Below are 22,555 nucleotides of genomic sequence, written 5' to 3' on the forward strand. Positions count from 1 at the left end.
GGGCGCTCCTGTTTGCCGTGTTCACGCTGAGCCCGTTCGTATCCTTCGGCGAGGCGGCCCTGTTCACCTACACGGGAACGGCTATCGCCCTGCTGCTGCCGGGACTTTCGGCGGCAGCAATCGGTGCGCTGTGGAGGCGTCGGAATATCGAGCTCCCCGGCATTGAGCGCTGGCTATGGCTGGTTGCCGCCCTGTCCTTCACCCTCGCCGCATTGGTTGTTGCGCCGAGGGCGGCCGACTGGGTTGCCGGGGCGGCCGTCCTTGCCCTTGCGGCAGTGCTTTTCACCGCCTCACACGTCGAGCGGACCCCGGCCCTCTATCCGCCCGCAGCACTGGGTGTGTTGGTGGGCGCCTTGATGCTCGCCGCCGTAGTGGCCGGGGCCTACGAGGGGGAGTGGGGCCGCTATCTTCCGTGGCTGACCGGGCCGGGTGTGGCGGCCGTTGGGCTCTATGCTGTTCGGCGGGCCCGTGCCGGCGGGCTGGTGCAGGATCCGGTACGGCGCTGGTCACTGGCCGGAGCCACCCTCCTGGGGCTCGGCGCCACCGCAGCGGCCGGGCTGCAGTCGGACGCGACGGCATGGGTTGGCGCTGCCGCACTTGCGTGCACTGCCGCCGTCGCACTCCTCGAAGCGCCACCCACGCTGCGCCGGATGGTTGCGGAACTGGGTGTCCTCGCTGTCGTGGCGGCGGTACAGCGGGCTGCCATCTTCGAGCTGGACACATGGGACCTGCCCCACCCGTTCTGGGTGGCCCAGTGGTACGTGGTACTGGGCGCGATACTTGCCGCCCTGCGTTATCGGTCCGGACATGAGGCCGTGGGCCGTACCATCGCCGGAGCTTCGGGCATCCTGCTCACGCTGTCCGGTGCCGGCGTGGTTTTCGGGGGCACAGGGGGCCAGCAGCTCTGGCTCCTGGTCCTGTTGGCCGTGATGCTGGTGGCCGGCCTCGCACTGGGTGACCGACTCTTCGTGCGCTGGGGCGCAGGCGGCGTGGCTGCCTGCATCCTGTGGGCAATGCGGGAGTACACATTCGCGCTGCTGGCGCTGATCGCCGTCGGACTCATTGCGTTTGCCGTGTGGCGGCTCAACCGCAGCACGGAAACCGCAGCAGCCGGCAGCAAGGACAGGCCGGCCCGGAACCTCCCCTGATACTGTTGCAGCATTGAGAGGAGTTCATCATGGGATGGCTTATTTTCCTGATCATCGCGGTTGCGGTGGTGGCCGGAGTGTTCTGGGCCAAGAGGCATTTCCGTCACGAGATTGAGCGCGCCAAGCGCATCAACCGGGCCAACAAGAACCAGTAGCCGGCTTCAGCAGAATTCCCGGGCGGACTACTGGCCCGCCTTGGCTTTGCGTGCCCGGCTGAGGGCCTGGTACCAGTAGTAGGACTGCTTGGGAGTGCGTTCCTGGGTTTCAAAGTCCACGTGCACCAGGCCGAACCGCTGCGAATATCCGGCGGCCCATTCGAAGTTGTCCATCAGGGTCCACACGTAGTAGCCGCGCAGGTCCACGCCGGAGGCGATTCCGCCCGGGGACGTGGCGTCCAGGGCGGCGCGCAGATGGGTGGCCAGGTACTGCACCCGCTCGTCATCCTGGAGCGTGCCGGATACCTGGTCCGGTTCGGGGAAGCTCGCGCCGCCTTCGGTGATGTACACCGGCGGGAGGGCGTCCCCATAGCGGTCCTTGAGCTCCTTGAGCAGGATGCCCAGGTGTTCGGGAGCCACCGGCCAGCCGAACCCCGTGCTGTCGAACTCCGGGTAGCCCACCTCATGGAACGGCAGGCGGGCCACGGCTTTGTGCATATCCGCGGGGATGGGTGCCACGCCGCGGCCGATCGCCACCTTGACGGGGAAATAGTAGTTGAGGCCGTAGAAATCCAGTGGCTGGTGGATGGTGCGCAGGTCCGCGTCGGAGATCCGGCCGATGGAACGCAGCCACGGCCGGGCGTACACGGGCAGGGTGGGATAGCGGCCCAGCAGGACAGGGTCGGCGTAGATCCGGTTCATCAGCAGGTCGTAGAGGTGCGCCACGAGCCGGTCACCGATCTTCCGGGACGCGGGCCGGATGGGCGCATGGAGGTTGGTGACTCCCACCGTGCCGGTGACGCCCGCCGCCCGCAGCGCCTGGGCGCCGAGCCCGTGGGCGAGGAGCTGGTGGTGGATGGAGGGAAGGGCGTCGAACATCAGCGCGTGGCCGGGGGCGTGGACACCCAGGGCATAGCCGTTCAGGGTTACCGAGACCGGCTCATTGAGCGTGACCCATTGGGCCACCCGGTCTCCGAAGCGTTCGGCCGCCGCCGCGGCGTAGTCGCCAAAGCGTTCCGCGGTTTCGCGGTTCATCCAGCCGCCCTTGTGTTCCAGGGGCAGGGGAGTATCCCAGTGGTACAGCGTGGCCATAGGGGAAATGCCGGCGGCCAGCAGCTGGTCGATCAGCCGGTCGTAGAAGTCCAGGCCCTCCTGGTTGAAGCTTCCCCGGCCGTCCGGCTGGATCCGCGGCCAGGACAGCGAGAAACGGTAGGAATCCACGCCGAGTTCCTGCAGCAGGGCCACATCCTCGGGCAGCCTGTTGTAGTGGTCGCACGCCACTGCGGGTGAGTGCCCGTCCACGATAGCCCCGGGTTTCTCGGCGAACGCATCCCAGCCGGACGGTCCGCGGCCCCCCTCACTCAGGGCGCCTTCAATCTGGAACGCCGCTGCCGCGACGCCCAGGGTGAACGACGGCGGCATGCGGTTGGCCAGTTCCGTCACCGATTCAGTGCTTTCCAGCGTCATCTCCTTATCATCCATTCGGAAGGAACTGAGGGCAATGACCCCGCTGCGGCCGCCTGAAAAGGGGCGATTCGCATCTGCCGGGGTTTTCCGGCATACTAGATGAGTTGTTCAAGCGCTTCTTCGTGTCCCGATCCGGATAATGCCGGGTGTCAGGGTCCAAGTGGAAGACCAAACATAACCCACCCCAATGGAACTGCGGATTTGTATGCGTGCTGAGCGCGACACGCCCGACCGCGGGGGTCGGTTACGCCGGCAAGGTGAGGAACCCGGATTCATCCGGATTCAGTTTGTGCGGCGGATGGTGGTTACGACCTCAATTGCTTCGGCAGCCATACAACGAGTAAGTGAACAGGGCAGCCCCAACCAGGGGAAGCACAGACTGAAAGAGAGTCAGGCGACATGGCGGGACAAAAAATCCGCATCCGGCTGAAGTCATACGACCACGAGGTCATTGACGTTTCAGCACGGAAGATCGTTGAGACGGTCACGCGCGCAGGCGCAACGGTAGTGGGCCCCGTGCCGCTGCCGACGGAGAAGAACGTGTACTGCGTTATCCGCTCTCCGCACAAGTACAAGGACAGCCGCGAGCACTTTGAAATGCGCACGCACAAGCGTCTTATCGACATCATCGATCCCACGCCGAAGGCTGTTGACTCGCTCATGCGTCTCGACCTGCCGGCTGACGTGAACATCGAAATCAAGCTGTAGGGAGGTGCTGAGAAACTATGACCGCAACCCGTAACGTAAAGGGCCTGCTGGGCACGAAGCTCGGCATGACCCAGGTCTGGGACGAGAACAACAAGCTCATCCCCGTCACTGTGGTCCAGGCAGACTCGAACGTCATCACCCAGCTGCGCAACGCAGAAGCTGATGGCTACGTCGCCGTTCAGATCGGCTACGGCCAGATCGATCCCCGCAAGGTCACCAAGCCGCTGGCTGGTCACTTTGAGAAGGCAGGCGTCACGCCTCGCCGCCACGTCGTCGAACTCCGTACCGCAGATGCTGCTGAGTACGAGCTGGGCCAGGAGCTCTCCGTAGAGGTCTTCGAAGCCGGCCAGAAGATCGACGTCATCGGCACCACCAAGGGTAAGGGCTTCGCCGGTGTTATGAAGCGTCACGGCTTCCACGGCGTTGGAGCTTCCCACGGTGCCCACAAGAACCACCGTAAGCCCGGTTCAATCGGTGGCGCATCCACCCCGAGCCGCGTCTTCAAGGGCATGAAAATGGCCGGCCGCATGGGCGCCGTTCGTCACACCACGCTGAACCTTACGGTCCACGCGGTTGACGTCGAGAAGTCGCTGCTCCTGATCAAGGGCGCCGTCCCCGGCGCCCGCGGCCAGGTCGTACTCGTACGCACCGCCGTGAAGGGAGCCTAGTTCAATGGCTAACACTGTCCAGGTTGACCTGCCTGCAGAGATCTTCGACGTCCAGACCAACGTGCCGCTGCTGCACCAGGTTGTCGTTGCCCAGCTCGCTGCTGCTCGCCAGGGTACCCACAAGACCAAGACCCGCGCTGAAGTTTCCGGTGCAGGACGCAAGCCGTTCAAGCAGAAGGGCACCGGCCGCGCCCGTCAGGGTTCCATCCGTGCTCCTCACATGACCGGCGGTGGCGTTGTCCACGGTCCCACCCCGCGTGACTACAGCCAGCGCACCCCCAAGAAGATGATTGCTGCTGCACTGCGCGGCGCACTGTCTGACCGGGCCCGCAACGGACGCATCCACGTTGTCGCTGAACTGGTTGCAGGCGACAAGCCTTCGGCCAAGAACGCACTGGCAACGCTTCGCGGTGTTTCCGACCGCAAGAACCTGCTGGTCGTCATCGAGCGCGCCAACGATGTTGCTGCACTGTCCGTGCGTAACCTCGCCGGTGTTCACGTTCTGTACGCAGACCAGCTGAACACCTACGACGTTCTCGTGTCTGATGACGTTGTCTTCACCAAGGCTGCCTACGAAGCATTCGTTGCCGCCAAGGCAGCTAAGAACGAGGAGGATGCCAAGTGAGCGCAGCCACCATCAAGGATCCCCGCGACGTCGTGCTTGCACCCGTCGTGTCGGAAAAGAGCTACGGCCTGATCGACGAGGGCAAGTACACCTTCCTGGTGGACCCCCGGTCGAACAAGACCGAGATCAAGCTGGCCGTGGAGAAGATCTTCTCCGTCAAGGTCGAATCGATCAACACCATCAACCGTGCCGGTAAGCGCAAGCGCACCAAATTCGGATGGGGTACCCGCAAGAACACCAAGCGTGCGATTGTCACCCTCAAAGAAGGCACCATCGACATCTTCGGCGGTCCGCTCTCGTAGCGGAGACCACTTTAACGAGGAAATAAATTATGGGAATCCGTAAATACAAGCCGACTACCCCGGGCCGTCGTGGCTCGAGCGTAGCGGACTTCACCGAAATCACGCGGTCGACGCCGGAAAAGTCGTTGGTACGTCCGCTGCCCAAAAAGGGCGGCCGTAACAACACCGGTAAGATCACCACCCGTCACAAGGGTGGCGGACACAAGCGCCAGTACCGTCTGATCGACTTCCGTCGCCACGACAAGGACGGCGTTGACGCCCGCGTTGCCGAAATCGAGTACGATCCGAACCGCACGGCTCGCATCGCCCTCCTGCACTACGTTGATGGCACCAAGCGTTACATCATCGCCCCGAACAAGCTCTCACAGGGTGACTTCGTAGAGGCAGGTGCCAACGCTGACATCAAGCCTGGCAACAACCTGCCCCTGCGCAACATCCCCGTGGGTACCGTTATCCACGCAGTCGAACTGCGTCCGGGTGGCGGCGCCAAGATGGGCCGCTCCGCCGGTGCATCCATCCAGCTTGTTGCCAAGGAAGGCCGCTTCGCCCAGCTGCGTCTGCCTTCCGGCGAAATCCGCAACGTTGACGTGCGCTGCCGCGCAACCGTCGGCGAGGTGGGCAACGCCGAGCAGTCGAACATCAACTGGGGCAAGGCCGGCCGCATGCGCTGGAAGGGCGTCCGCCCGACCGTCCGTGGTGTAGCCATGAACCCGGTTGACCACCCGCACGGTGGTGGTGAGGGTAAGACGTCCGGTGGACGTAACCCCGTCAACCCGAACGGTAAGCGGGAAGGCCGCACGCGCCGCCCCAACAAAGAGAGCGACAAGCTTATTGTGCGTCGCCGTCGTACTGGCAAGAACAAGCGATAGGAGCCTGGACACATGCCACGCAGCCTGAAAAAAGGTCCTTTCGTTGACCAGCACCTCTTTGTGAAGGTAGCCAGGGAAAACGAAAAGGGCACCAAGAACGTCATCAAGACCTGGTCCCGCCGTTCGATGATCATCCCCGACATGCTCGGACACACGATCGCCGTACACGACGGACGCAAGCACATCCCGGTGTTTGTCACTGAGTCGATGGTCGGGCACAAGCTCGGCGAATTCGCTCCCACGCGGACTTTCCGCGGCCATGTCAAGGACGACCGTAAGGGCAAGCGCCGCTAGGCGCCTGCACTTACGTCAAAGACGAGAGAAGGAAAGCAATGGAAGCCAAGGCAATTGCGCGCCACATCCGCGTAACGCCTATGAAGGCCCGGCGCGTCGTCAACCTTGTTCGTGGTTTGCAAGCGAATGAGGCTCTGGCAATTCTGAAGTTTGCCCCGCAGGCAGCTTCGGAGCCGGTATTCAAGGTAGTACAGTCGGCAATCTCCAACGCCCGGGTCCTCGCGGACCGCGACGGCGTGGCGTTTGACGAAGGCGACCTCATCATCAGCGAAGCGTTTGTTGATGAAGGCCCGACCATGAAGCGGTTCCAGCCGCGTGCCCAGGGTCGTGCATTTCAGATCAAGAAGCGCACCAGCCACATCACCGTGGTAGTCGCTACCCCGGAGAAAGAGGAGGCTCGCTAAGTGGGACAGAAAGTAAACCCGCACGGGTTCCGACTCGGCATCACCACCGATCACGTATCGCACTGGTTCGCTGACAGCACCAAGGCCGGCCAGCGGTACAAGGACTTCGTTCGCGAAGACATCCGCATCCGCCAGCTCATGTCCACGGGCATGGAGCGCGCCGGTATCGCCAAGGTTGAGATCGAGCGCACCCGTGACCGCGTCCGCGTGGACATCCACACGGCCCGTCCCGGCATCGTCATCGGCCGCCGTGGAGCAGAAGCAGACCGCATCCGCGGCGAGCTCGAAAAGCTCACCGGCAAGCAGGTCCAGCTGAACATCCTCGAGGTCAAGAACCCCGAGATGGAAGCCCAGCTTGTTGCCCAGGGCGTTGCAGAGCAGCTGACTTCCCGTGTGGCTTTCCGCCGCGCGATGAAGAAGGCCATGCAGTCCGCACAGCGTGCAGGTGCCAAGGGCATCCGTATCGCCTGCTCCGGTCGACTGGGCGGCGCTGAAATGTCCCGCTCGGAGTTCTACCGCGAAGGCCGTGTGCCCCTGCACACCCTCCGCGCGAACATCGACTACGGCTTCTACGAAGCCAAGACCACCTTCGGCCGCATCGGCGTGAAGGTTTGGATCTACAAGGGTGACGTCACCGCCAAGGAACTGGCCCAGCAGGCCGCTTCCGCCCCGTCCCGCGGCCGCTCCGGCGACCGTCCGGGCCGTCCGGGTGGCGCTGACCGTGGTGACCGCCGCCGTCGCAACGACCGCCCGGCCGCTGACGCAGCTCCTGCTGCAGAAGCACCGGCAGTTGAAGCAGCACCTGCTGCTGCAGAAGGAGGACAGGCTTAAATGCTTATCCCACGTCGAGTCAAGCACCGTAAGCAGCACCACCCGGGTCGCTCCGGCGCTGCTACGGGCGGCACCAAGGTCTCCTTCGGTGAGTACGGCATCCAGGCCCTGAGCCCGGCATACGTCACCAACCGTCAGATCGAGTCTGCACGTATTGCGATGACCCGCCACATCAAGCGTGGCGGCAAGGTCTGGATCAACATCTACCCGGACCGTCCCCTGACCAAGAAGCCTGCCGAAACCCGCATGGGTTCCGGTAAGGGTTCACCGGAATGGTGGGTCGCAAACGTCAAGCCGGGCCGGGTTCTCTTCGAGATCTCCGGTGTCGAAGAATCGGTAGCACGCGAGGCCCTGCGCCTGGCAATTCACAAGCTCCCGTTGAAGGCACGCATTCTGCGTCGCGAAGGTGGTGAATAGAAATGGCAGTAGGATCCAAGGATCTGGCTCCCGCACAGCTGGACGGTTTCGACAACGAGCGTCTCGTTGAAGAACTCCGCAAGGCCAAGGAAGAGCTGTTCAACCTGCGTTTCCAGTCCGCCACCGGACAGCTGGAGAACCACGGTCGTCTGCGCGCGGTAAAGAAGGACATCGCCCGCATCTACACCGTTCTCCGTGAGCGCGAGCTGGGCATTCGTGCCGAGGTTGCCGCACCGGTTGTGGAAGCCAAGGAAGAGAAGAAGTCCAAGAAGGCAGCAACCAAGAAGGCCGAGCCGGCTGAAACGGTTGAGACCGAGGAGGATGCCAAGTGAGTGAAAAGGACGAGAACGTGACGGAAACTGCTACCGCAGCCACGGCTGAGCAGCGCGGTTACCGCAAGACGCGTCGCGGCTACGTGGTCTCGGACAAGATGGAAAAGACCATCGTTGTCCAGGTTGAGGACCGCGTGAAGCACGCCCTGTACGGCAAGGTCATCCGCCGTACCTCCAAGGTCAAGGCTCACGACGAGAACAACACCGCCGGCATCGGCGACCTCGTTGTCATCGCCGAGACCCGTCCGCTGTCCGCCACCAAGAACTGGCGGCTCGTGGAAATCCTCGAGAAGGCCAAGTAGCACCTGCTGCTTAGCTGGAAGCCCTCGCTCTCTCCGGAGCGGGGGCTTCCTCGTTTAACAGCCCGTGCCGTCACGAGCAGCCCACTTTTGAGGAGCTCACGACGACGACGCCGCGGCTTTGTGGGGGAGTGGCACCAAAAGTGGGCCAAAAGGGTGCGCTGCGTGCCGCCGTCGTCCGCCCTTCCGCACCCGCTCTCACCTTTCGCAGTCATTTGGGCAACGCTCTCTCACCTGATGCAGGTTTTGGGAGGACCCTCTCTCACTTCCCTCAGGAAAGTGAGAGAGCGTCGGTAAAAAGCCCGCATCAGGTGAGGGAGCGTGCGACGGCGGGGTCGCGGCTTTGCGGGGAGTGGCGCGCCTGGCGGGCCAAAAGGGCCGTGCTGCGTGCCGCCGTCGTCCGTCTTGCGGGGGAGAGGCGCAAGGTGATATGGAGACTGAGCCAAACTGTGCTAAGATTTTGAGTTTGTATGGCGCCTTTCGTGCGCCGTCATCAAACCTCGTAAACAAGCGTGCCAAGGCATAGTGCCCCCTTGCGCCCGGGATCCGTCCCGGACCGGATGGGAGCAACTGCTGTTGGCACGGGAGTTTAGGCCTGGTCTGGCAAAATCCAGGCAGGTCAAGAGACACCCCGATCAACCGTTCCGCAAGGCTCATTCCGTAGGAAGATTTTCGGTCTGAGAACCGGCGCGACGCAAGGAGTAAATAGTGATTCAGCAGGAGTCGCGACTCAAGGTCGCCGACAACACGGGTGCTAAGGAAATCCTTACCATTCGCGTTCTCGGTGGATCCGGCCGTCGCTACGCAGGCATCGGTGACGTCATTGTCGCCACCGTCAAGGACGCAATTCCGGGCGGCAACGTAAAGAAGGGCGATGTTGTCAAGGCAGTCATCGTCCGTACCAAGAAGGAACGCCGCCGTGCGGATGGTTCCTACATCAAGTTTGACGAGAACGCAGCTGTGATCCTGAAGGGCGACGGTGACCCCCGCGGTACCCGTATCTTCGGACCGGTTGGTCGTGAACTCCGTGACAAGAAGTTCATGAAGATCGTTTCTCTGGCTCCGGAGGTGCTCTAGTCCATGGCTGCAAAGATCAAGAAGGGTGACCTCGTTCAGGTCATCACTGGCGCCAAGGCTGAGCGCGGCGGCGACCGCGGCAAGCAGGGCAAGGTCCTGCGCGTGTTCACCGACACCAACCGAGTGTTGGTCGAAGGCATCAACCGCGTAACCAAGCACACCAAGGTCGGTCAGTCGCAGCGCGGCACCAAGACCGGTGGCATCGAGGTTGTTGAAGCCCCGATCCACATCTCCAACGTGGCACTGGTTGACCCGTCCACCAAGAAGCCCACCCGCGTTGGCTTCCGCACTGAGACCGTTGAGCGCAACGGCAAGCAGCGCGAAGTCCGCATCCGCGTGGCCAAGAGCTCAGGGAAGGACATCTAATGACTGAGACTCTCGAGACTCCGGCAACGAAGATCGTTCCTCGTCTGAAGACCAAGTACGCCGAATCCATCAAGAGCACGCTCATTGAGGAATTCAAGTACGAAAACGTCAACCAGGTTCCGCGCCTCGTCAAGGTCGTTGTGAACATGGGTGTTGGAGATGCCGCCAAGGACTCCAAGCTGATCGACGGCGCTGTCCGCGATCTGACCCAGATCACCGGCCAGAAGCCGCAGGTAACCAAGGCCCGCAAGTCGATCGCACAGTTCAAGCTGCGCGAAGGCATGCCCATCGGTGCACACGCTACCCTGCGTGGCGACCGCATGTGGGAATTCCTGGACCGCCTGGTCACCCTCGCACTGCCCCGTATCCGCGACTTCCGCGGCCTGTCCGGCAAGCAGTTCGATGGCAACGGCAACTACACCTTCGGTCTGACCGAGCAGGTTATGTTCCACGAAATCGACCAGGACAAGATCGACCGCACCCGCGGTATGGATATCACGGTTGTTACCACTGCAAAGACCGATGACGAAGGCCGCGCGCTGCTGAAGGCGCTTGGCTTCCCGTTCAAGGCCGAAGACTAATCTAACTACGTAAAAGGTCCGGCGGTACGGCTCCCACCTGTGGAAGCGGCACCGCGGAAACCGTTATGAGGAAGGGCAAGAGCCCACAATGACAATGACAGATCCTGTCGCAGACATGCTCACGCGTCTGCGCAACGCAAACTCGGCATACCACGACACCGTGTCCATGCCGTACAGCAAGCTCAAGGCACGCGTCGCCGACATCCTCAAGGCCGAAGGCTTCATCGCCGGCTGGAAGGAAGAAGACGCGGAGGTCGGCAAGAAGCTGACCATCGAGCTCAAGTTCGGACCGAACCGCGAGCGTTCCATCGCTGGCGTTCGCCGTATTTCCAAGCCGGGCCTGCGTGTTTACGCAAAGTCCACCAACCTGCCGCACGTGCTCGGTGGCCTGGGTGTCGCAATCCTGTCCACCTCTTCCGGCCTCCTGACTGACAAGCAGGCCGGCAAGAAGGGCGTGGGCGGCGAAGTCCTCGCGTACGTCTGGTAACGGGAAAGGAAGAGAATAATGTCACGTATTGGACGTCTCCCCATCACCGTTCCTGCCGGCGTTGAGGTCAAGGTTGACGGCTCTGTCGTCAGCGTCAAGGGTGCCAAAGGCGAGCTGAACCACACTGTGGCCAGCCCGATCGAGGTTTCCCTGGAAGCAGACACCCTGACCGTCGCCCGCCCGAACGACGAGCGCGCATCCCGCTCTCTCCACGGCCTGACCCGCACCCTGATCTCCAACATGATCGAGGGCGTCACCAAGGGCTACGAGAAGAAGCTTGAAATCGTCGGTACCGGTTACCGCGTTCAGGCCAAGGGATCTGACCTTGAGTTCGCTCTCGGTTTCAGCCACCCGGTCAACGTCTCCGCACCGGAGGGCATCACCTTTGCAGTTGAGACCCCGACCAAGCTCTCTGTTTCAGGTATCAACAAGCAGCAGGTCGGCGAGGTTGCTGCCAACATTCGCAAGCTGCGGAAGCCGGACCCCTACAAGGGCAAGGGCATCCGTTACGCCGGCGAAGTCATCCGCCGCAAGGTCGGAAAGGCTGGTAAGTAACCATGGCCATCTCAATTAACAAGAAGCGTACGAACAAGAGCAAGTCTGCTTCGCGCAGCCGCCGCCAGCTTCGTATCCGTAAGCGCATCTCCGGTACGGCTGTACGTCCTCGTCTGGTCGTCAACCGCTCCGCACGCCACGTATTCGTCCAGGTTGTCGATGACACCAAGGGCCTGACCGTAGCGAGCGCGTCCACTCTGGAAGCCGACCTTCGTGCATTCGACGGTGACAAGACTGCCAAGGCCAAGCGCGTTGGCGAGCTCGTCGCCGAGCGTGCCAAGGCTGCCGGTATCGAAGCTGTTGTCTTCGACCGCGGTGGTAACAAGTACCACGGCCGGATCGCCGCCGTCGCTGACGGTGCACGTGAAGGTGGGCTGTCACTGTGACGGAAGCAAACAAGGAAAAGGACACTGTGTCTGCAGATCAGAAGGCGACTGAAGCCGTAGCTGCTCCGGCCACTGAGACCACTGCCCCCGCAGCTGGTGACGACCGCCGTGGCGGCGCTCGTCGCGGCGAGCGTGGCGACCGTGGCCAGGGCCGCGGCGAGCGTGGTGGCCGTGGCGGCCGCGACGGCGGCCGTGAAGCCGAGAAGAGCCAGTTCGTAGAGCGCGTCGTCACCATCAACCGCGTTTCCAAGGTGGTCAAGGGTGGTCGTCGCTTCAGCTTCACCGCTCTGGTCGTCGTCGGTGACGGCAACGGCATGGTCGGCGTTGGCTACGGCAAGGCTAAGGAAGTTCCTGCCGCAATTGCGAAGGGCGTTGAAGAGGCCAAGAAGTCCTTCTTCCGCGTTCCCCGCGTTGGCAACACCATCCCGCACCGCGTTCAGGGTGAGGCTGCTGCAGGCGTCGTAATGCTGCGTCCGGCCTCCGCCGGTACCGGTGTTATCGCCGGTGGCCCGGTCCGTGCAGTACTGGAGTGCGTGGGCATCCACGACATCCTCTCCAAGTCGCTCGGTTCCTCCAACGCCATCAACATCGTTCACGCGACCGTTGATGCCCTGAAGCGCCTCGAAGAGCCGGCAGCAGTGGCAGCACGCCGCGGCCTGCCCCTCGACGAGATCGCTCCGCCGGCACTGGTGAAGGCCCTCCTGAACCCGAAGGCAGGTGTCTAAGTTATGGCTAAGAACCTGATCCCCTCCGACACCCAGTTGGAGATCACTCAGATCAAGTCCGCCATTGGCGGCAAGCAGAACCAGCGCGACACCCTGCGGTCCCTCGGCCTGAAGCGGATCGGACACACCGTTGTCCGCACCGCCGACGCCGTCACCGTCGGAATGCTCAACACGGTTCCGCACCTGGTAAAGGTAGAGGAGGCGAAGTAAATGGCAGAGAACACTGCTGACAAGGCACAGAGCGCCGCTGCTGACAAGCAGAACGCCCTGAAGGTTCACCACCTGCGTCCCGCTCCGGGTGCCAAGACCGCCAAGACCCGTGTTGGTCGTGGTGAGGCATCCAAGGGTAAGACCGCCGGTCGTGGCACCAAGGGTACTGCAGCCCGCTACCAGGTCAAGGCTGGCTTTGCCGGCGGCCAGCTGCCGCTGCACATGCGCCTGCCGAAGCTGCGTGGCTTCAAGAACCCGTTCCGGGTTGAGTTCCAGGTTGTAAACCTGGACAAGCTCAACGAGCTGTTCCCGGAAGGTGGCGCAGTCACCGTGGAGAACCTGGTCGAAAAGGGTGCCGTTCGCAAGAACCAGCCCGTCAAGGTGCTGGGCACCGGCGACATCACCGTCAAGGTTGACGTCACCGCCCACGCATTCTCGGCCAGCGCCGCTGAAAAGATTGCTGCAGCAGGCGGAAGCACCACCGCTCTCTAGAGCCGGTGGGCGCCAAGCCCGTTGTTGAACTCCCGGTGACCGGGGCCAAGGCCCTGGTCACCGGGAGTTTTTCACATCCACCCGACGTATTTTTCCCGCCACCGGGCGCACGGGCGCCGCCGCGGATTGTTCGCATGGCGCATCCAACCGTTAGACTCGGTTGTTGGGATTATTGAGCCCCATCACACCACTCTTATAAACACCACAGGAGGACGCTTGCTTAGCGCATTTGGCCGGGCCTTTCGCACGCCTGATCTGCGACGCAAGTTGTTGTTCACGCTGGGAATCATCACCATCTTCCGCTTGGGTGCTTTCATTCCCTCGCCTGGTGTGGACTACCAGAATGTCCAGCAATGCTTGCAGAACGGTCAGACGGCAGGCGGGCTCTACCAGCTCGTTAACCTGTTCAGCGGCGGCGCGTTGCTCCAGGTGTCCATCTTCGCCCTGGGCATCATGCCGTACATCACGGCCAGTATCATCGTCCAGCTGCTCCGGGTGGTCATTCCCCGCTTCCAGCAGCTGTACGAAGAGGGCGCTTCGGGCCAGTCCAAGCTGACCCAGTACACCCGGTACCTCACCATTGCCCTGGGCCTGCTGAACGCCACCACCCTGGTGTCCCTCGCCCGCTCCGGTCAGCTGCTTCCCGGCTGTGCGCTCCCGATCATCCCTGACGACAGCGTCATCACCACCATCCTGATCATCATTACCCTGACGGCCGGCACCGGCCTGATCATGTGGATGGGCGAGCTCGTCACCGAGAAGGGCGTGGGCAACGGCATGTCCCTGCTCATCTTCACCTCCATCGCAGCGACGTTCCCCACCTCCCTCGGCGCCATCTGGAGCTCACAGGGACCGGCAACGTTCTTCACCGTCCTGGCCGTCGGCCTGCTGACCGTGGCACTGGTGGTCTTCGTGGAGCAGTCACAGCGCCGTGTTCCGGTGCAGTACGCCAAGCGGATGATCGGACGCCGCACCGTGGGTGGAACCAGCACCTACATCCCCATCAAGGTGAACATGGCCGGTGTTATCCCGGTGATCTTCGCTTCCTCCATGCTCTACCTGCCCGGCCTGATTGCACAGTTCAACCAGCCCGCAGCCGGTGAGCAGCTCCAGCCGTGGGTCGAATGGATCAACAACAACCTGGTCCGCGGCGACCAACCGATCTACATGGTCCTGTACTTCGCCATGATCGTGTTCTTCACCTACTTCTATGTCGCGATCACCTTCAACCCTGAAGAAGTGTCCGACAACATGAAGAAGTACGGCGGCTTCATTCCAGGTATCCGCGCCGGTAAACCGACCGCTGACTACCTGCAGTACGTGCTCTCCCGGATCACCCTGCCCGGCGCCCTCTACCTGGGCTTCGTGGCACTGATTCCGCTGGTGGCACTGGTACTGATCAACGCAAACCAGAACTTCCCGTTCGGTGGCACCTCGATCCTGATCATGGTGGGCGTTGGCCTGGAGACCGTCAAGCAAATTGATGCGCAGCTACAACAACGTCACTACGAAGGGCTTTTGCGATGACGAGAATGCTGATTATTGGACCTCCCGGTTCGGGCAAGGGTACGCAGGCGGAAAGGATCTCGGAGCGCCTCGGCGTTGTTGCGATCTCCACCGGCGACATCTTCCGCGCCAATGTAAAGGGCGAAACGCCGCTTGGCATCGAAGCCAAGAAGTACATGGATGCGGGCGACTTTGTTCCGGACAGCGTCACCAACAAGATGGTGCGCGACCGCCTCAGCGAGGCCGACGTCGAAAGCGGCTTCCTGCTGGACGGCTACCCGCGCACCACCGCGCAGGTGGATTACCTCGACGAGATCCTCGCCAAGGGCGACGAGAAGCTCGACGTCGTCCTGCAGCTGACTGCCGACGATGAGGAGCTGGTGCACCGCCTCCTCGGCCGGGCCAAGGAAACGGGCCGGAGCGACGACAACGAAGCCGTCATCCGCCACCGCCTTGACCTGTACCACGAGCAGACCGAAGCCGTGGTGGCGAAGTATGCCGAGCGCGGCATCCTCACCCAGGTTGACGGCATCGGCCCGATCGATGAAGTGACCGACCGCGTGATGCAGGCCATCAAGGCGGCACAGGCGGCCTGATCCAGGCACTGAATTCCGAGGCTCCTCCCGGTACACGGGAGGAGCCTCAGCCATTTGAAAGGAACACACCATGGCCTTTGGCCAGCCCCGCATCGAATACAAGAACAACGCCCAGATGCGCACCATGCACGAGGCAGGACTGGTCCTGAGCCGTGCCCTGGACGCTGCTGTTGCCGCCGCGGTGCCCGGTGTGACCACCAACCACCTCGACGACGTGTTCGCCGCCGTCCTGAACGAAGCCGGCGCGAAATCCAACTTCCTCGGGTACCACGGCTTCCCGGCCACCATCTGCACGTCCGTCAACGACGAGGTGGTGCACGGCATCCCGGGCAGCCGTGTGCTGCAGGACGGCGACATCATCTCGATCGACGGCGGTGCCATCGTGGACGGCTGGCACTCCGATTCGGCGCGGACCGTCATTGTGGGAACCGCCGATCCGGAGGACCAGCGGCTCTCGGACGTCACCAACGCTGCCATGTGGCGGGGGATCGCGGCGCTGGCCACCGGCACGCACGTGGGCGACATCGGCGCGGCCATCGACGACTACGTCTCCTCCGTTCCCGGGAAGCCACTGGGCATCCTGGAGGACTACGTGGGCCACGGCATCGGCTCCGAAATGCACATGGCGCCGGACGTCCTGAACTACCGCACCAACCACCGCGGGCCCAAGATCAAACCGGGCCTGTGCCTGGCGATCGAGCCCATGCTGGTGCGCGGCGGCATTGAGACCGCCGTGCTGGAGGACGACTGGACCGTGGTGACCACCGACGGCAAGCGTTCCTGCCAGTGGGAGCATTCCGTGGCGGTCCATGAGAAGGGCATCTGGGTGCTTTCAGCGCCCGACGGCGGAGCGGAGCACCTTGTGCCGCTCGGCGTCACCCCCGTGCCCATCCCCTAGCCCATGTAAGTAGCAGTAGTTGTCGTTATGACGCGCCAAAACGACAACTACTGCGACCTAGTTGGGGAAGGCCCTCTTAGTCTTCCGAAGCGCCGTCAGGCACCCACCGCAGCAGGTCGCCGGGCTGGCACTCCAGCACCTCGCACAGGGCCTCGAGCGTGGTGAACCGGACTGCCTTGGCCCGCCCGTTCTTAAGCACCGCCAGGTTTGCCGGCGTGATTCCCACGCGCTCGGCGAGCACGCCGACAGGCATCTTCCGTTTGGCCAGCGCCACATCGATATCCACGATGATCGCCATCAGATCACCTCGTCCAGCTCGGAGCGCAGGTGCTTGGCCTCGGCATCACGGGCCACCGCCTGCGCCAGCAGTGTCCGGAGCACCAGCACGATCAGTGCCACACCGGCAATCATGAGCGAGGCGCCGCAGATCAGCAGGACGACGCCCGGCGCCACCTCTCCCGGCGCCAGCAGCACGGCGATCCCGAACATGAGCAGCGCCGCCACTGCAATGGCACCGAAGATCAGGTCAACGTAGCGGAACGCGCCGTGGGAGAAGACCGTCCCCTTGCGCACCATGGTCAGCAGCCGCCAGACGCATACCGCCGTTACCTGCACGCAGACGATGCCCAGGACCACAATCGCCAGCAGCGCGATGCGCGGGCCGGTGGGTGCGCCCGCTTCCTCCATGTCGACGGACAGCAGCGGCACCATCCATACCTGTACGAACAGTGAACCGGCGAGGACCAGCGCAATGACGATGCGCAGCGCCAGGACCGTTAGCTTTCCCATGAACTTCTCCTTTATCGGGCAACAGTCGGATTCTATCGATATTCAATAGGTTAAGCAATGCGGTGCTGTCGCGGCTGGGTGCTCGGGTGGTGCGAGGCAGAATGGGCGCATGGGATCTCTCGCTGATGTGCCCGGTATCCGGGTTGGCCATGTCCAACGGAACGACGCCGGCTGGCTCACCGGCGTGACGGTGGTCCTGCCGCCGCCCGGCACTGTGGGCTCGGTTGATGTCCAGGGCGGCGGGCCCGCCACGCACGAGACCGATGCGCTGGATCCCACCAGCCTTGTCAGTGTTGTGGATGCCGTGGTGCTCACCGGCGGCAGCGCCTACGGCCTCGCCTCCGCCGGCGGCGCCCAGCGGTGGTGCGAGGAGAACGGCAGAGGCTTCGCCGTGCCCGGGGGAGTGGTGCCCATCGTCCCGGCGGCAGCGATCTTCGACCTGGGCCGGGGCGGCGACTTTTCCGCACGTCCGACGGCGGACATGGGCTACGCGGCGACGGCGGCGGCTGCGGGGGAGAAGGACGGGCACGACGTCGGACGCGGCAACGTGGGCGCCGGCACCGGGGCGCTGCTTGGCAGGACCTTCAAAGGCGGTATAGGCACGGCCTCGGTCACCCTAGACAGTGGAGTTGTGGTTGCGGCGCTGGCCGTCGTTAATGCCTTGGGACTTCCGATAGTTAACCCCGGTCCGGTGGTTGAGCCTGCCGAAACCCTGGATTTCGACAAGCTCAATCACCGGGAGGACAAGCTCAATCACCGGGAGGACAAGCTCAGCGGTCCGGCGCCGCTGAACACAACCCTTGTTGTGGTCGCCACCAACGCCGTTTTGGACGTGGCGGAGTGCAAACGGACTGCCGCCGCGTCTCATGCCGGGATCGCCCGGGCGCTGAATCCAAGCCACACCCTCGCCGACGGGGACACCGTCTTCTGCCTGGCAACGGGCGGCTTGGCACTCGACCGCAGCGACGAAACAGCCCGGCAGATCAGTCTCATCACGCTGCAAAGCGCGGCAGCCGACGTCGTCCGCTCGGCCATCCTGGACGGCGTGGCCAGCGCCGAACCCGTCAGCACCCCGGACGGGGATTATGGTGTGTACGGTGCCGAGTAGGTTACTATTGCCGATTTAACTTTTACGGCGAGACAGAGTAGTGTTGTTTGTTGGTTGTCTGGACTGCCGCGCCCTCTTTGGGCCTGGAGCCGGCAATCGATCCAACAAAAACGTTCGTGGCCATGCGCGGTGCAATCCGGCAGGGCTGCGGCAACAACAGTTAGCGGAGGGTATGGCCAAGAAGGACGGGGTCATTGAGATCGAAGGCGTTGTGACCGAGGCGCTGCCTAACGCGATGTTTCGCGTTGAGCTCACCAACAAGCACATCGTTCTGGCACACATCTCTGGAAAGATGCGTCAGCACTACATCAGGATCCTCCCCGAGGACCGCGTAGTGGTGGAGCTGAGCCCGTACGACCTCACCCGTGGTCGTATCGTCTACCGCTACAAGTAAATTGCTGGGCGGCTTCAGCGAGAGCTGGCCGCCGCTCCAGTTGACCAACTGTTACACGCAAAGGAATGCCATGAAGGTCAAGCCGAGCGTCAAGCAGATCTGCGAAAAGTGCAAAGTGATCCGCCGTAATGGCCGGGTCATGGTGATCTGCGAGAACCCGCGCCACAAGCAGCGCCAGGGCTAATTCCCTTCATCGGGAAACCCTGGGTTGCTAACCCACGCAAGTAAATAAAGGCAGCACAAGCTGATCTGGGACGTATGGAGCCCGGGCAGCTAACCCCCGGTCGGAGGCTGGGGCCGCACAGAACGTGCGGGTGTACTGCCTACGACCTCCGGTTTATCAAGGAGTACTGCCACTATGGCTCGTCTCGCTGGCGTAGACATTCCCCGCGAAAAGCGGCTGGAAATTGCGCTTACTTACATCTACGGCGTGGGCAAGACCCGTGCACACGAAACCCTGGCTGCCACTGGCATCAGCGCTGACGTCCGCGTTAAGGACCTCACCGATGCCCAGCTGGTTGAGCTGCGTGACTACATTGAAGGCAACTACAAGGTTGAGGGTGACCTTCGCCGCGAAGTAGCAGCCGACATCCGCCGCAAGGTTGAAATCGGCAGCTACGAAGGCCTGCGCCACCGCAAGGGCCTGCCCGTACGCGGTCAGCGTACGAAGACCAACGCACGTACCCGCAAGGGCCCGAAGCGTACCGTCGCCGGCAAGAAGAAGGCCCGTTAAAATCCCCGCCGGGATTAACGGAGCTTTCCCCAATAACTTTCTGTAGGAGAAAAAATGCCCCCGAAGACTCGTGGCGCGGTTCGCAAGCCGCGTAAGAAGGACAAGAAGAATATCGCGCTTGGCCAGGCGCACATCAAGAGCACGTTTAACAACACCATCGTTTCCATCACGGATCCGACCGGCGCTGTTATCTCTTGGGCTTCCTCAGGTGAGGTTGGCTTCAAGGGCTCGCGTAAGTCCACCCCGTTCGCTGCCCAGATGGCTGCTGAAGCCGCTGCCAAGCGTGCGCAGGAGCATGGCATGCGCAAGGTAGACGTTTTCGTCAAGGGTCCGGGTTCCGGACGCGAGACGGCAATCCGTTCGCTGCAGGCCGCTGGCCTCGAGGTTGGCTCCATCCAGGACGTCACCCCCGCAGCACACAACGGCTGCCGCCCGCCGAAGCGCCGCCGCGTCTAAGGCTTTCCCGCCGCATGAGCTTGCCCGGACCGTCGATGGTCCGGGCAAGCCCAGCGCGTTAAGTCTTCAGACCGAATTTCCACCACCTGTGTTGCGTCATATAGCGGATGCTCGCCGAAAGGAAACCTAAGTGCTCATTGCACAGCGCCCCACCCTCTCCGAAGAGGTAGTCTCCGAAAACCGTTCGCGTTTCATCATTGAACCGCTGGAACCGGGCTTCGGCTACACCCTCGGAAACTCCCTCCGCCGTACCCTGCTCTCCTCCATCCCCGGTGCTGCCGTAACCAGCATCCGGATCGATGGCGTGCTGCACGAGTTCACCACGGTTCCGGGTGTCAAGGAAGATGTCACTGAGATCATCCTGAACATCAAGAGCCTCTCGGTTTCCTCCGAGCACGACGAGCCAGTTGTCGCTTACCTGCGCAAGCAGGGCCCCGGAGTCGTCACCGCCGCGGACATCGCTCCGCCGGCCGGCGTCGAATTCCACAACCCGGATCTGCACATTGCCACGCTGAACTCGAAGGGCAAGTTCGAACTCGAACTGACCATCGAGCGCGGCCGCGGCTACGTTTCGGCAGCTCAGAACAAGTCCGGCGACGCAGAGATCGGCCGTATCCCGGTCGACTCCATCTACTCGCCGGTGCTGAAGGTTACTTTCCGCGTGGAAGCAACCCGTGTTGAGCAGCGCACCGACTTCGACAAGCTGATTGTCGACGTCGAGACCAAGCAGGCCATCGCCCCGCGCGATGCCGTCGCTTCCGCAGGCACCACCCTGGTGGAACTGTTCGGTCTGGCCCGTGAGCTGAACACCGCAGCTGAAGGTATCGAGATCGGCCCGTCGCCCACCGACGCTGCCCTGGCAGCCGACATGGCACTGCCGATCGAGGATCTGGACCTCACCGTCCGTTCCTACAACTGCCTCAAGCGTGAGGGCATCCACACCGTGGGTGAACTCGTTGCACGCTCCGAGGCTGACCTGATGGACATCCGCAACTTCGGTGCAAAGTCCATTGACGAGGTCAAGGCAAAGCTGGTTGAACTGGGCCTGTCCCTCAAGGACTCGCCTCCCGGTTTTGACCTCGCAGCACGCGCCGCAGCAATCGAAGAGGACGACGCCGCCTTCGGCGACGACGAACTCTAAACCAGACCTTGGCCAGCGGGCTGCACCATGGTGTGCAGCCCACGGCTTCCACATGAGGAGAAACAATTATGCCTACCCCCACTAAGGGTCCGCGCCTCGGAGGCGGCCCGGCTCACGAGCGCCTCATGCTCGCGAACCTGGCAGCATCCCTGTTCGAGCACAAGCGGATCACCACCACGGTGACCAAGGCCAAGCGCCTGAAGCCGTACGCAGAGCGACTGGTGACCTTCGCCAAGCGCGGCGACCTGGCTTCCCGCCGCCGCGTCCTGGGCCTGATCAGCAACAAGGGCGTCGTCCACGAGCTGTTCACCGACATTGCCCAGGCAGTGGAGAACCGCGACGGCGGCTACACCCGCATCACCAAGATCGGCAACCGCAAGGGCGACAACGCTCCCATGGCTGTCATCGAACTGGTTCTCGAGCCGGTTTCCGCCAAGCAGGCCGTAGTCGCCGAGGCTACCCAGGCTGCTGCCAAGGCTGCTCCGGCTGCCGAGGAAGCTCCCGAGGCCGAGGTCGCCGAGACCGAAGCTGCTGAGGCTCCCGCTGCTGAAGAAACTGCGACTGAAGAAGCTGCCACCGAAGAGGCTCCGGCCGCTGAGGAAGCTGCTGAAGCTCCCGCTGCCGAGGAAAAGGACGCGAAGTAATTCGCTGATTTTCTTCGCATAGACTTAAGTCTATGAACGACCAAAAACCCGCGGCCCCCGTTATGGGGGGCGGCGGGTTTTTGCGTGTCCGGCTTGATTTGTCCTACGACGGCGGCCCCTTCAGCGGGTGGGCATTGCAGCCGGGCCTGCGGACAGTCCAAGGTGTGCTCGAGGAAGCGCTGCAGCTCCTGGTCCGCCGCCCCGTCCGCGTCACCGTTGCCGGGCGGACCGACGCCGGCGTGCACGCACGCGGGCAGGTGGTCCACCTGGACCTCACCGAAGCCGAGTGGCTGGGACTTCCGCGCGGGCACGAACTCGATCCCGCCGTCGCCATGCTCCGCAGGATCCGCGGGGCACTGAGCCGCATCCTCGGCGACCTCACCGGGGCCGTCGAGGTGCACCGGATCTCGCTGGCGCCTCCCGGCTTCGACGCCCGCTTCTCGGCCCTCTGGCGGCGCTACAGCTACCGGATCGCCGACGGTACCGCCCTCTGGGACCCGCTGGGCCGCTACTCCACGCTGTGGCACAAGAACCCGCTGGATGTGGCCCTGCTTAACGAAGGTGCCTCCAAGCTGCTGGGGCTCCAGAACTTCCTGGCTTTCTGCAAGCCGCGGGAGGGGGCAACCACCATCCGCGAGCTGCAGCGCTTCGAGTTCACGCGTGCGGAGGACGGCGTCATCGTCGCCACCGTGCAGGCCGACGCGTTCTGCCACAACATGGTGCGCGCCCTCATCGGCTCCGCCCTGTACGTGGGGGAGGGCGTGGTGGAACCGGGCTGGCTGCATGAGCGGCTGCTGGCGAAGAAGCGCGACGCGAAGTCCGTGCTCGCCGCGCCGCACCCCCTAGTGCTGGAGGAAGTGGCCTACCCGTCCGACGACGAACTGCTGGCCCG

Annotated in this window: 35 protein-coding genes and 1 pseudogene; 33 read left to right on the forward strand and 3 right to left on the reverse strand. The window is 63.0% G+C overall.

All coding sequences use genetic code 11. The annotated features are described in order from the left end of the window. Positions 1-1,148: pseudogene (locus P2Q66_RS16115) on the forward strand (hypothetical protein); the annotation flags it as partial. A 29-nt stretch (positions 1,149-1,177) separates the two neighbouring features. After that, on the forward strand, positions 1,178-1,303 hold the full coding sequence (locus tag P2Q66_RS16120) for a protein BatD (RefSeq protein WP_139386233.1): 126 nt from the start codon (positions 1,178-1,180) through the stop codon (positions 1,301-1,303). Positions 1,304-1,330: 27 nt separating this feature from the next. Here the strand turns inward: P2Q66_RS16120 and P2Q66_RS16125 are convergent, their stop codons facing one another. Next, positions 1,331-2,770 (reverse strand): GH1 family beta-glucosidase, encoded by a 1,440-nt coding sequence (locus P2Q66_RS16125; RefSeq protein ID WP_079596671.1) that lies wholly within the window; start codon positions 2,768-2,770, stop codon positions 1,331-1,333. 399 nt (positions 2,771-3,169) lie between these two features. Between P2Q66_RS16125 and rpsJ the strand changes: the two genes are divergently transcribed. From rpsJ to map, 23 genes are all read left to right on the forward strand, one after another. After that, on the forward strand, positions 3,170-3,478 hold the full coding sequence (rpsJ, locus tag P2Q66_RS16130) for a 30S ribosomal protein S10 (RefSeq protein ID WP_003803825.1): 309 nt from the start codon (positions 3,170-3,172) through the stop codon (positions 3,476-3,478). A 17-nt stretch (positions 3,479-3,495) separates the two neighbouring features. After that, positions 3,496-4,146, forward strand: a complete 651-nt coding sequence (rplC, locus tag P2Q66_RS16135) for a 50S ribosomal protein L3 (protein ID WP_013601833.1) — start codon at positions 3,496-3,498, stop codon at positions 4,144-4,146. Between the two features lie 4 nt (positions 4,147-4,150). Continuing rightward, positions 4,151-4,771, forward strand: coding sequence for a 50S ribosomal protein L4 (gene rplD, locus P2Q66_RS16140; RefSeq protein WP_079596672.1), 621 nt, complete (start codon positions 4,151-4,153; stop codon positions 4,769-4,771). Then, on the forward strand, positions 4,768-5,073 hold the full coding sequence (gene rplW / locus P2Q66_RS16145; protein ID WP_009358306.1) for a 50S ribosomal protein L23: 306 nt from the start codon (positions 4,768-4,770) through the stop codon (positions 5,071-5,073). The genes rplD and rplW overlap by 4 nt, the downstream gene beginning before the upstream one ends. Before the next feature lie 29 nt (positions 5,074-5,102). Then, positions 5,103-5,942 (forward strand): 50S ribosomal protein L2, encoded by an 840-nt coding sequence (gene rplB, locus P2Q66_RS16150; protein WP_066293289.1) that lies wholly within the window; start codon positions 5,103-5,105, stop codon positions 5,940-5,942. Between the two features lie 12 nt (positions 5,943-5,954). Further along, positions 5,955-6,236 (forward strand): 30S ribosomal protein S19, encoded by a 282-nt coding sequence (rpsS, locus tag P2Q66_RS16155; protein ID WP_003803803.1) that lies wholly within the window; start codon positions 5,955-5,957, stop codon positions 6,234-6,236. 38 nt (positions 6,237-6,274) lie between these two features. Then, positions 6,275-6,640: a 50S ribosomal protein L22 gene (rplV, locus tag P2Q66_RS16160; RefSeq protein ID WP_009358304.1), complete on the forward strand. Its 366-nt coding sequence runs from the start codon at positions 6,275-6,277 to the stop codon at positions 6,638-6,640. Next, positions 6,641-7,471, forward strand: coding sequence for a 30S ribosomal protein S3 (gene rpsC / locus P2Q66_RS16165; protein ID WP_079596673.1), 831 nt, complete (start codon positions 6,641-6,643; stop codon positions 7,469-7,471). Beyond that, positions 7,472-7,888 carry a 50S ribosomal protein L16 gene (gene rplP, locus P2Q66_RS16170; RefSeq protein WP_013601829.1) on the forward strand — a complete coding sequence of 139 codons (417 nt, stop codon included), beginning with the start codon at positions 7,472-7,474 and terminating at the stop codon, positions 7,886-7,888. Between the two features lie 2 nt (positions 7,889-7,890). After that, positions 7,891-8,220, forward strand: a complete 330-nt coding sequence (gene rpmC / locus P2Q66_RS16175; RefSeq protein WP_013601828.1) for a 50S ribosomal protein L29 — start codon at positions 7,891-7,893, stop codon at positions 8,218-8,220. Further along, positions 8,217-8,522: a 30S ribosomal protein S17 gene (gene rpsQ / locus P2Q66_RS16180; RefSeq protein WP_013601827.1), complete on the forward strand. Its 306-nt coding sequence runs from the start codon at positions 8,217-8,219 to the stop codon at positions 8,520-8,522. Before rpmC ends, rpsQ begins: the two co-directional genes overlap by 4 nt. 705 nt (positions 8,523-9,227) lie before the next feature. After that, complete coding sequence (gene rplN / locus P2Q66_RS16185) at positions 9,228-9,596, forward strand: 50S ribosomal protein L14 (protein ID WP_009358299.1); 369 nt, start codon at positions 9,228-9,230, stop codon at positions 9,594-9,596. 3 nt (positions 9,597-9,599) lie between these two features. After that, entirely contained in the window at positions 9,600-9,962 is a 363-nt protein-coding gene (rplX, locus tag P2Q66_RS16190) for a 50S ribosomal protein L24 (RefSeq protein ID WP_013601824.1), read from the forward strand. Next, positions 9,962-10,543 carry a 50S ribosomal protein L5 gene (rplE, locus tag P2Q66_RS16195; protein WP_050054317.1) on the forward strand — a complete coding sequence of 194 codons (582 nt, stop codon included), beginning with the start codon at positions 9,962-9,964 and terminating at the stop codon, positions 10,541-10,543. The genes rplX and rplE overlap by 1 nt, the downstream gene beginning before the upstream one ends. 88 nt (positions 10,544-10,631) lie before the next feature. Continuing rightward, on the forward strand, positions 10,632-11,030 hold the full coding sequence (gene rpsH / locus P2Q66_RS16200; RefSeq protein ID WP_079596674.1) for a 30S ribosomal protein S8: 399 nt from the start codon (positions 10,632-10,634) through the stop codon (positions 11,028-11,030). Positions 11,031-11,048: 18 nt separating this feature from the next. Next, entirely contained in the window at positions 11,049-11,585 is a 537-nt protein-coding gene (gene rplF / locus P2Q66_RS16205; RefSeq protein ID WP_079596675.1) for a 50S ribosomal protein L6, read from the forward strand. A gap of 2 nt (positions 11,586-11,587) precedes the next feature. Beyond that, positions 11,588-11,971 carry a 50S ribosomal protein L18 gene (gene rplR, locus P2Q66_RS16210; RefSeq protein WP_079596676.1) on the forward strand — a complete coding sequence of 128 codons (384 nt, stop codon included), beginning with the start codon at positions 11,588-11,590 and terminating at the stop codon, positions 11,969-11,971. Then, positions 11,968-12,696 (forward strand): 30S ribosomal protein S5, encoded by a 729-nt coding sequence (gene rpsE, locus P2Q66_RS16215; protein WP_079596677.1) that lies wholly within the window; start codon positions 11,968-11,970, stop codon positions 12,694-12,696. The genes rplR and rpsE overlap by 4 nt, the downstream gene beginning before the upstream one ends. Positions 12,697-12,699: 3 nt before the next feature. Further along, positions 12,700-12,906: a 50S ribosomal protein L30 gene (gene rpmD / locus P2Q66_RS16220; protein ID WP_028269574.1), complete on the forward strand. Its 207-nt coding sequence runs from the start codon at positions 12,700-12,702 to the stop codon at positions 12,904-12,906. Then, on the forward strand, positions 12,907-13,398 hold the full coding sequence (gene rplO / locus P2Q66_RS16225) for a 50S ribosomal protein L15 (protein WP_079596678.1): 492 nt from the start codon (positions 12,907-12,909) through the stop codon (positions 13,396-13,398). It begins immediately after the preceding gene. Positions 13,399-13,614: 216 nt separating this feature from the next. Further along, complete coding sequence (gene secY / locus P2Q66_RS16230) at positions 13,615-14,925, forward strand: preprotein translocase subunit SecY (RefSeq protein WP_079596679.1); 1,311 nt, start codon at positions 13,615-13,617, stop codon at positions 14,923-14,925. Between the two features lie 5 nt (positions 14,926-14,930). After that, on the forward strand, positions 14,931-15,500 hold the full coding sequence (locus P2Q66_RS16235) for an adenylate kinase (RefSeq protein WP_176156829.1): 570 nt from the start codon (positions 14,931-14,933) through the stop codon (positions 15,498-15,500). A 70-nt stretch (positions 15,501-15,570) separates the two neighbouring features. Continuing rightward, on the forward strand, positions 15,571-16,398 hold the full coding sequence (gene map / locus P2Q66_RS16240; RefSeq protein WP_275729754.1) for a type I methionyl aminopeptidase: 828 nt from the start codon (positions 15,571-15,573) through the stop codon (positions 16,396-16,398). Positions 16,399-16,474: 76 nt separating this feature from the next. Here the strand turns inward: map and P2Q66_RS16245 are convergent, their stop codons facing one another. Both P2Q66_RS16245 and P2Q66_RS16250 read right to left on the reverse strand, forming a co-directional pair. Further along, entirely contained in the window at positions 16,475-16,696 is a 222-nt protein-coding gene (locus tag P2Q66_RS16245) for a helix-turn-helix transcriptional regulator (RefSeq protein ID WP_275729757.1), read from the reverse strand. Continuing rightward, on the reverse strand, positions 16,696-17,187 hold the full coding sequence (locus tag P2Q66_RS16250) for a DUF2975 domain-containing protein (protein WP_275729760.1): 492 nt from the start codon (positions 17,185-17,187) through the stop codon (positions 16,696-16,698). The genes P2Q66_RS16245 and P2Q66_RS16250 overlap by 1 nt, the downstream gene beginning before the upstream one ends. Before the next feature lie 109 nt (positions 17,188-17,296). Here P2Q66_RS16250 and P2Q66_RS16255 point away from each other — a divergent pair, with 109 nt between their 5' ends. The 8 genes from P2Q66_RS16255 to P2Q66_RS16290 form a co-directional block, all read left to right on the forward strand. Continuing rightward, the gene (locus tag P2Q66_RS16255) at positions 17,297-18,295 is read left to right on the forward strand and encodes a P1 family peptidase (RefSeq protein WP_275729762.1); all 999 of its coding nucleotides are present in this window, start codon (positions 17,297-17,299) and stop codon (positions 18,293-18,295) included. 172 nt (positions 18,296-18,467) lie between these two features. Beyond that, a complete protein-coding gene (infA, locus tag P2Q66_RS16260) occupies positions 18,468-18,689 on the forward strand; it encodes a translation initiation factor IF-1 (protein ID WP_009358723.1) in 222 nt (73 codons plus the stop codon). Between the two features lie 70 nt (positions 18,690-18,759). Further along, positions 18,760-18,873, forward strand: a complete 114-nt coding sequence (gene rpmJ / locus P2Q66_RS16265) for a 50S ribosomal protein L36 (RefSeq protein WP_009358722.1) — start codon at positions 18,760-18,762, stop codon at positions 18,871-18,873. Positions 18,874-19,047: 174 nt separating this feature from the next. After that, positions 19,048-19,422, forward strand: coding sequence for a 30S ribosomal protein S13 (rpsM, locus tag P2Q66_RS16270; RefSeq protein ID WP_003803743.1), 375 nt, complete (start codon positions 19,048-19,050; stop codon positions 19,420-19,422). Between the two features lie 54 nt (positions 19,423-19,476). Then, positions 19,477-19,878, forward strand: coding sequence for a 30S ribosomal protein S11 (gene rpsK / locus P2Q66_RS16275; RefSeq protein WP_009358720.1), 402 nt, complete (start codon positions 19,477-19,479; stop codon positions 19,876-19,878). A 130-nt stretch (positions 19,879-20,008) separates the two neighbouring features. Beyond that, positions 20,009-21,019, forward strand: a complete 1,011-nt coding sequence (locus tag P2Q66_RS16280) for a DNA-directed RNA polymerase subunit alpha (protein WP_013601812.1) — start codon at positions 20,009-20,011, stop codon at positions 21,017-21,019. Positions 21,020-21,087: 68 nt separating this feature from the next. Further along, on the forward strand, positions 21,088-21,663 hold the full coding sequence (rplQ, locus tag P2Q66_RS16285; protein WP_079596685.1) for a 50S ribosomal protein L17: 576 nt from the start codon (positions 21,088-21,090) through the stop codon (positions 21,661-21,663). Between the two features lie 32 nt (positions 21,664-21,695). Beyond that, positions 21,696-22,555 (forward strand): tRNA pseudouridine synthase A (locus P2Q66_RS16290; protein ID WP_275729782.1); only part of this gene is annotated, 860 nt, incomplete at its 3' end.

Origin of the sequence: Arthrobacter sp. Cr_A7, from assembly GCF_029222765.1 — a bacterium.
In the GTDB taxonomy this organism is placed as follows: Bacteria; Actinomycetota; Actinomycetes; order Actinomycetales; family Micrococcaceae; genus Arthrobacter.

What these genes read in the sequence shown, in the direction of transcription:
- P2Q66_RS16245 (WP_275729757.1), bottom strand. Translation starts at nt 16,696, where the DNA reads ATGGCGATCATCGTGGATATCGATGTGGCGCTGGCCAAACGGAAGATG.
- rpsM (WP_003803743.1), top strand. Translation starts at nt 19,048, where the DNA reads ATGGCTCGTCTCGCTGGCGTAGACATTCCCCGCGAAAAGCGGCTGGAA.
- P2Q66_RS16250 (WP_275729760.1), bottom strand. Translation starts at nt 17,187, where the DNA reads ATGGGAAAGCTAACGGTCCTGGCGCTGCGCATCGTCATTGCGCTGGTC.
- rpsK (WP_009358720.1), top strand. Translation starts at nt 19,477, where the DNA reads ATGCCCCCGAAGACTCGTGGCGCGGTTCGCAAGCCGCGTAAGAAGGAC.
- rpsS (WP_003803803.1), top strand. Translation starts at nt 5,955, where the DNA reads ATGCCACGCAGCCTGAAAAAAGGTCCTTTCGTTGACCAGCACCTCTTT.
- rpmC (WP_013601828.1), top strand. Translation starts at nt 7,891, where the DNA reads ATGGCAGTAGGATCCAAGGATCTGGCTCCCGCACAGCTGGACGGTTTC.
- map (WP_275729754.1), top strand. Translation starts at nt 15,571, where the DNA reads ATGGCCTTTGGCCAGCCCCGCATCGAATACAAGAACAACGCCCAGATG.
- rplF (WP_079596675.1), top strand. Translation starts at nt 11,049, where the DNA reads ATGTCACGTATTGGACGTCTCCCCATCACCGTTCCTGCCGGCGTTGAG.
- rpsJ (WP_003803825.1), top strand. Translation starts at nt 3,170, where the DNA reads ATGGCGGGACAAAAAATCCGCATCCGGCTGAAGTCATACGACCACGAG.
- rplR (WP_079596676.1), top strand. Translation starts at nt 11,588, where the DNA reads ATGGCCATCTCAATTAACAAGAAGCGTACGAACAAGAGCAAGTCTGCT.
- P2Q66_RS16120 (WP_139386233.1), top strand. Translation starts at nt 1,178, where the DNA reads ATGGGATGGCTTATTTTCCTGATCATCGCGGTTGCGGTGGTGGCCGGA.
- rpsH (WP_079596674.1), top strand. Translation starts at nt 10,632, where the DNA reads ATGACAATGACAGATCCTGTCGCAGACATGCTCACGCGTCTGCGCAAC.
- rpmD (WP_028269574.1), top strand. Translation starts at nt 12,700, where the DNA reads ATGGCTAAGAACCTGATCCCCTCCGACACCCAGTTGGAGATCACTCAG.
- rpmJ (WP_009358722.1), top strand. Translation starts at nt 18,760, where the DNA reads ATGAAGGTCAAGCCGAGCGTCAAGCAGATCTGCGAAAAGTGCAAAGTG.
- rplV (WP_009358304.1), top strand. Translation starts at nt 6,275, where the DNA reads ATGGAAGCCAAGGCAATTGCGCGCCACATCCGCGTAACGCCTATGAAG.
- rplP (WP_013601829.1), top strand. Translation starts at nt 7,472, where the DNA reads ATGCTTATCCCACGTCGAGTCAAGCACCGTAAGCAGCACCACCCGGGT.
- rplX (WP_013601824.1), top strand. Translation starts at nt 9,600, where the DNA reads ATGGCTGCAAAGATCAAGAAGGGTGACCTCGTTCAGGTCATCACTGGC.
- rplC (WP_013601833.1), top strand. Translation starts at nt 3,496, where the DNA reads ATGACCGCAACCCGTAACGTAAAGGGCCTGCTGGGCACGAAGCTCGGC.
- P2Q66_RS16125 (WP_079596671.1), bottom strand. Translation starts at nt 2,770, where the DNA reads ATGACGCTGGAAAGCACTGAATCGGTGACGGAACTGGCCAACCGCATG.
- rplB (WP_066293289.1), top strand. Translation starts at nt 5,103, where the DNA reads ATGGGAATCCGTAAATACAAGCCGACTACCCCGGGCCGTCGTGGCTCG.
- rplQ (WP_079596685.1), top strand. Translation starts at nt 21,088, where the DNA reads ATGCCTACCCCCACTAAGGGTCCGCGCCTCGGAGGCGGCCCGGCTCAC.
- rplD (WP_079596672.1), top strand. Translation starts at nt 4,151, where the DNA reads ATGGCTAACACTGTCCAGGTTGACCTGCCTGCAGAGATCTTCGACGTC.
- rplE (WP_050054317.1), top strand. Translation starts at nt 9,962, where the DNA reads ATGACTGAGACTCTCGAGACTCCGGCAACGAAGATCGTTCCTCGTCTG.
- P2Q66_RS16235 (WP_176156829.1), top strand. Translation starts at nt 14,931, where the DNA reads ATGCTGATTATTGGACCTCCCGGTTCGGGCAAGGGTACGCAGGCGGAA.
- P2Q66_RS16255 (WP_275729762.1), top strand. Translation starts at nt 17,297, where the DNA reads ATGGGATCTCTCGCTGATGTGCCCGGTATCCGGGTTGGCCATGTCCAA.
- infA (WP_009358723.1), top strand. Translation starts at nt 18,468, where the DNA reads ATGGCCAAGAAGGACGGGGTCATTGAGATCGAAGGCGTTGTGACCGAG.
- rplO (WP_079596678.1), top strand. Translation starts at nt 12,907, where the DNA reads ATGGCAGAGAACACTGCTGACAAGGCACAGAGCGCCGCTGCTGACAAG.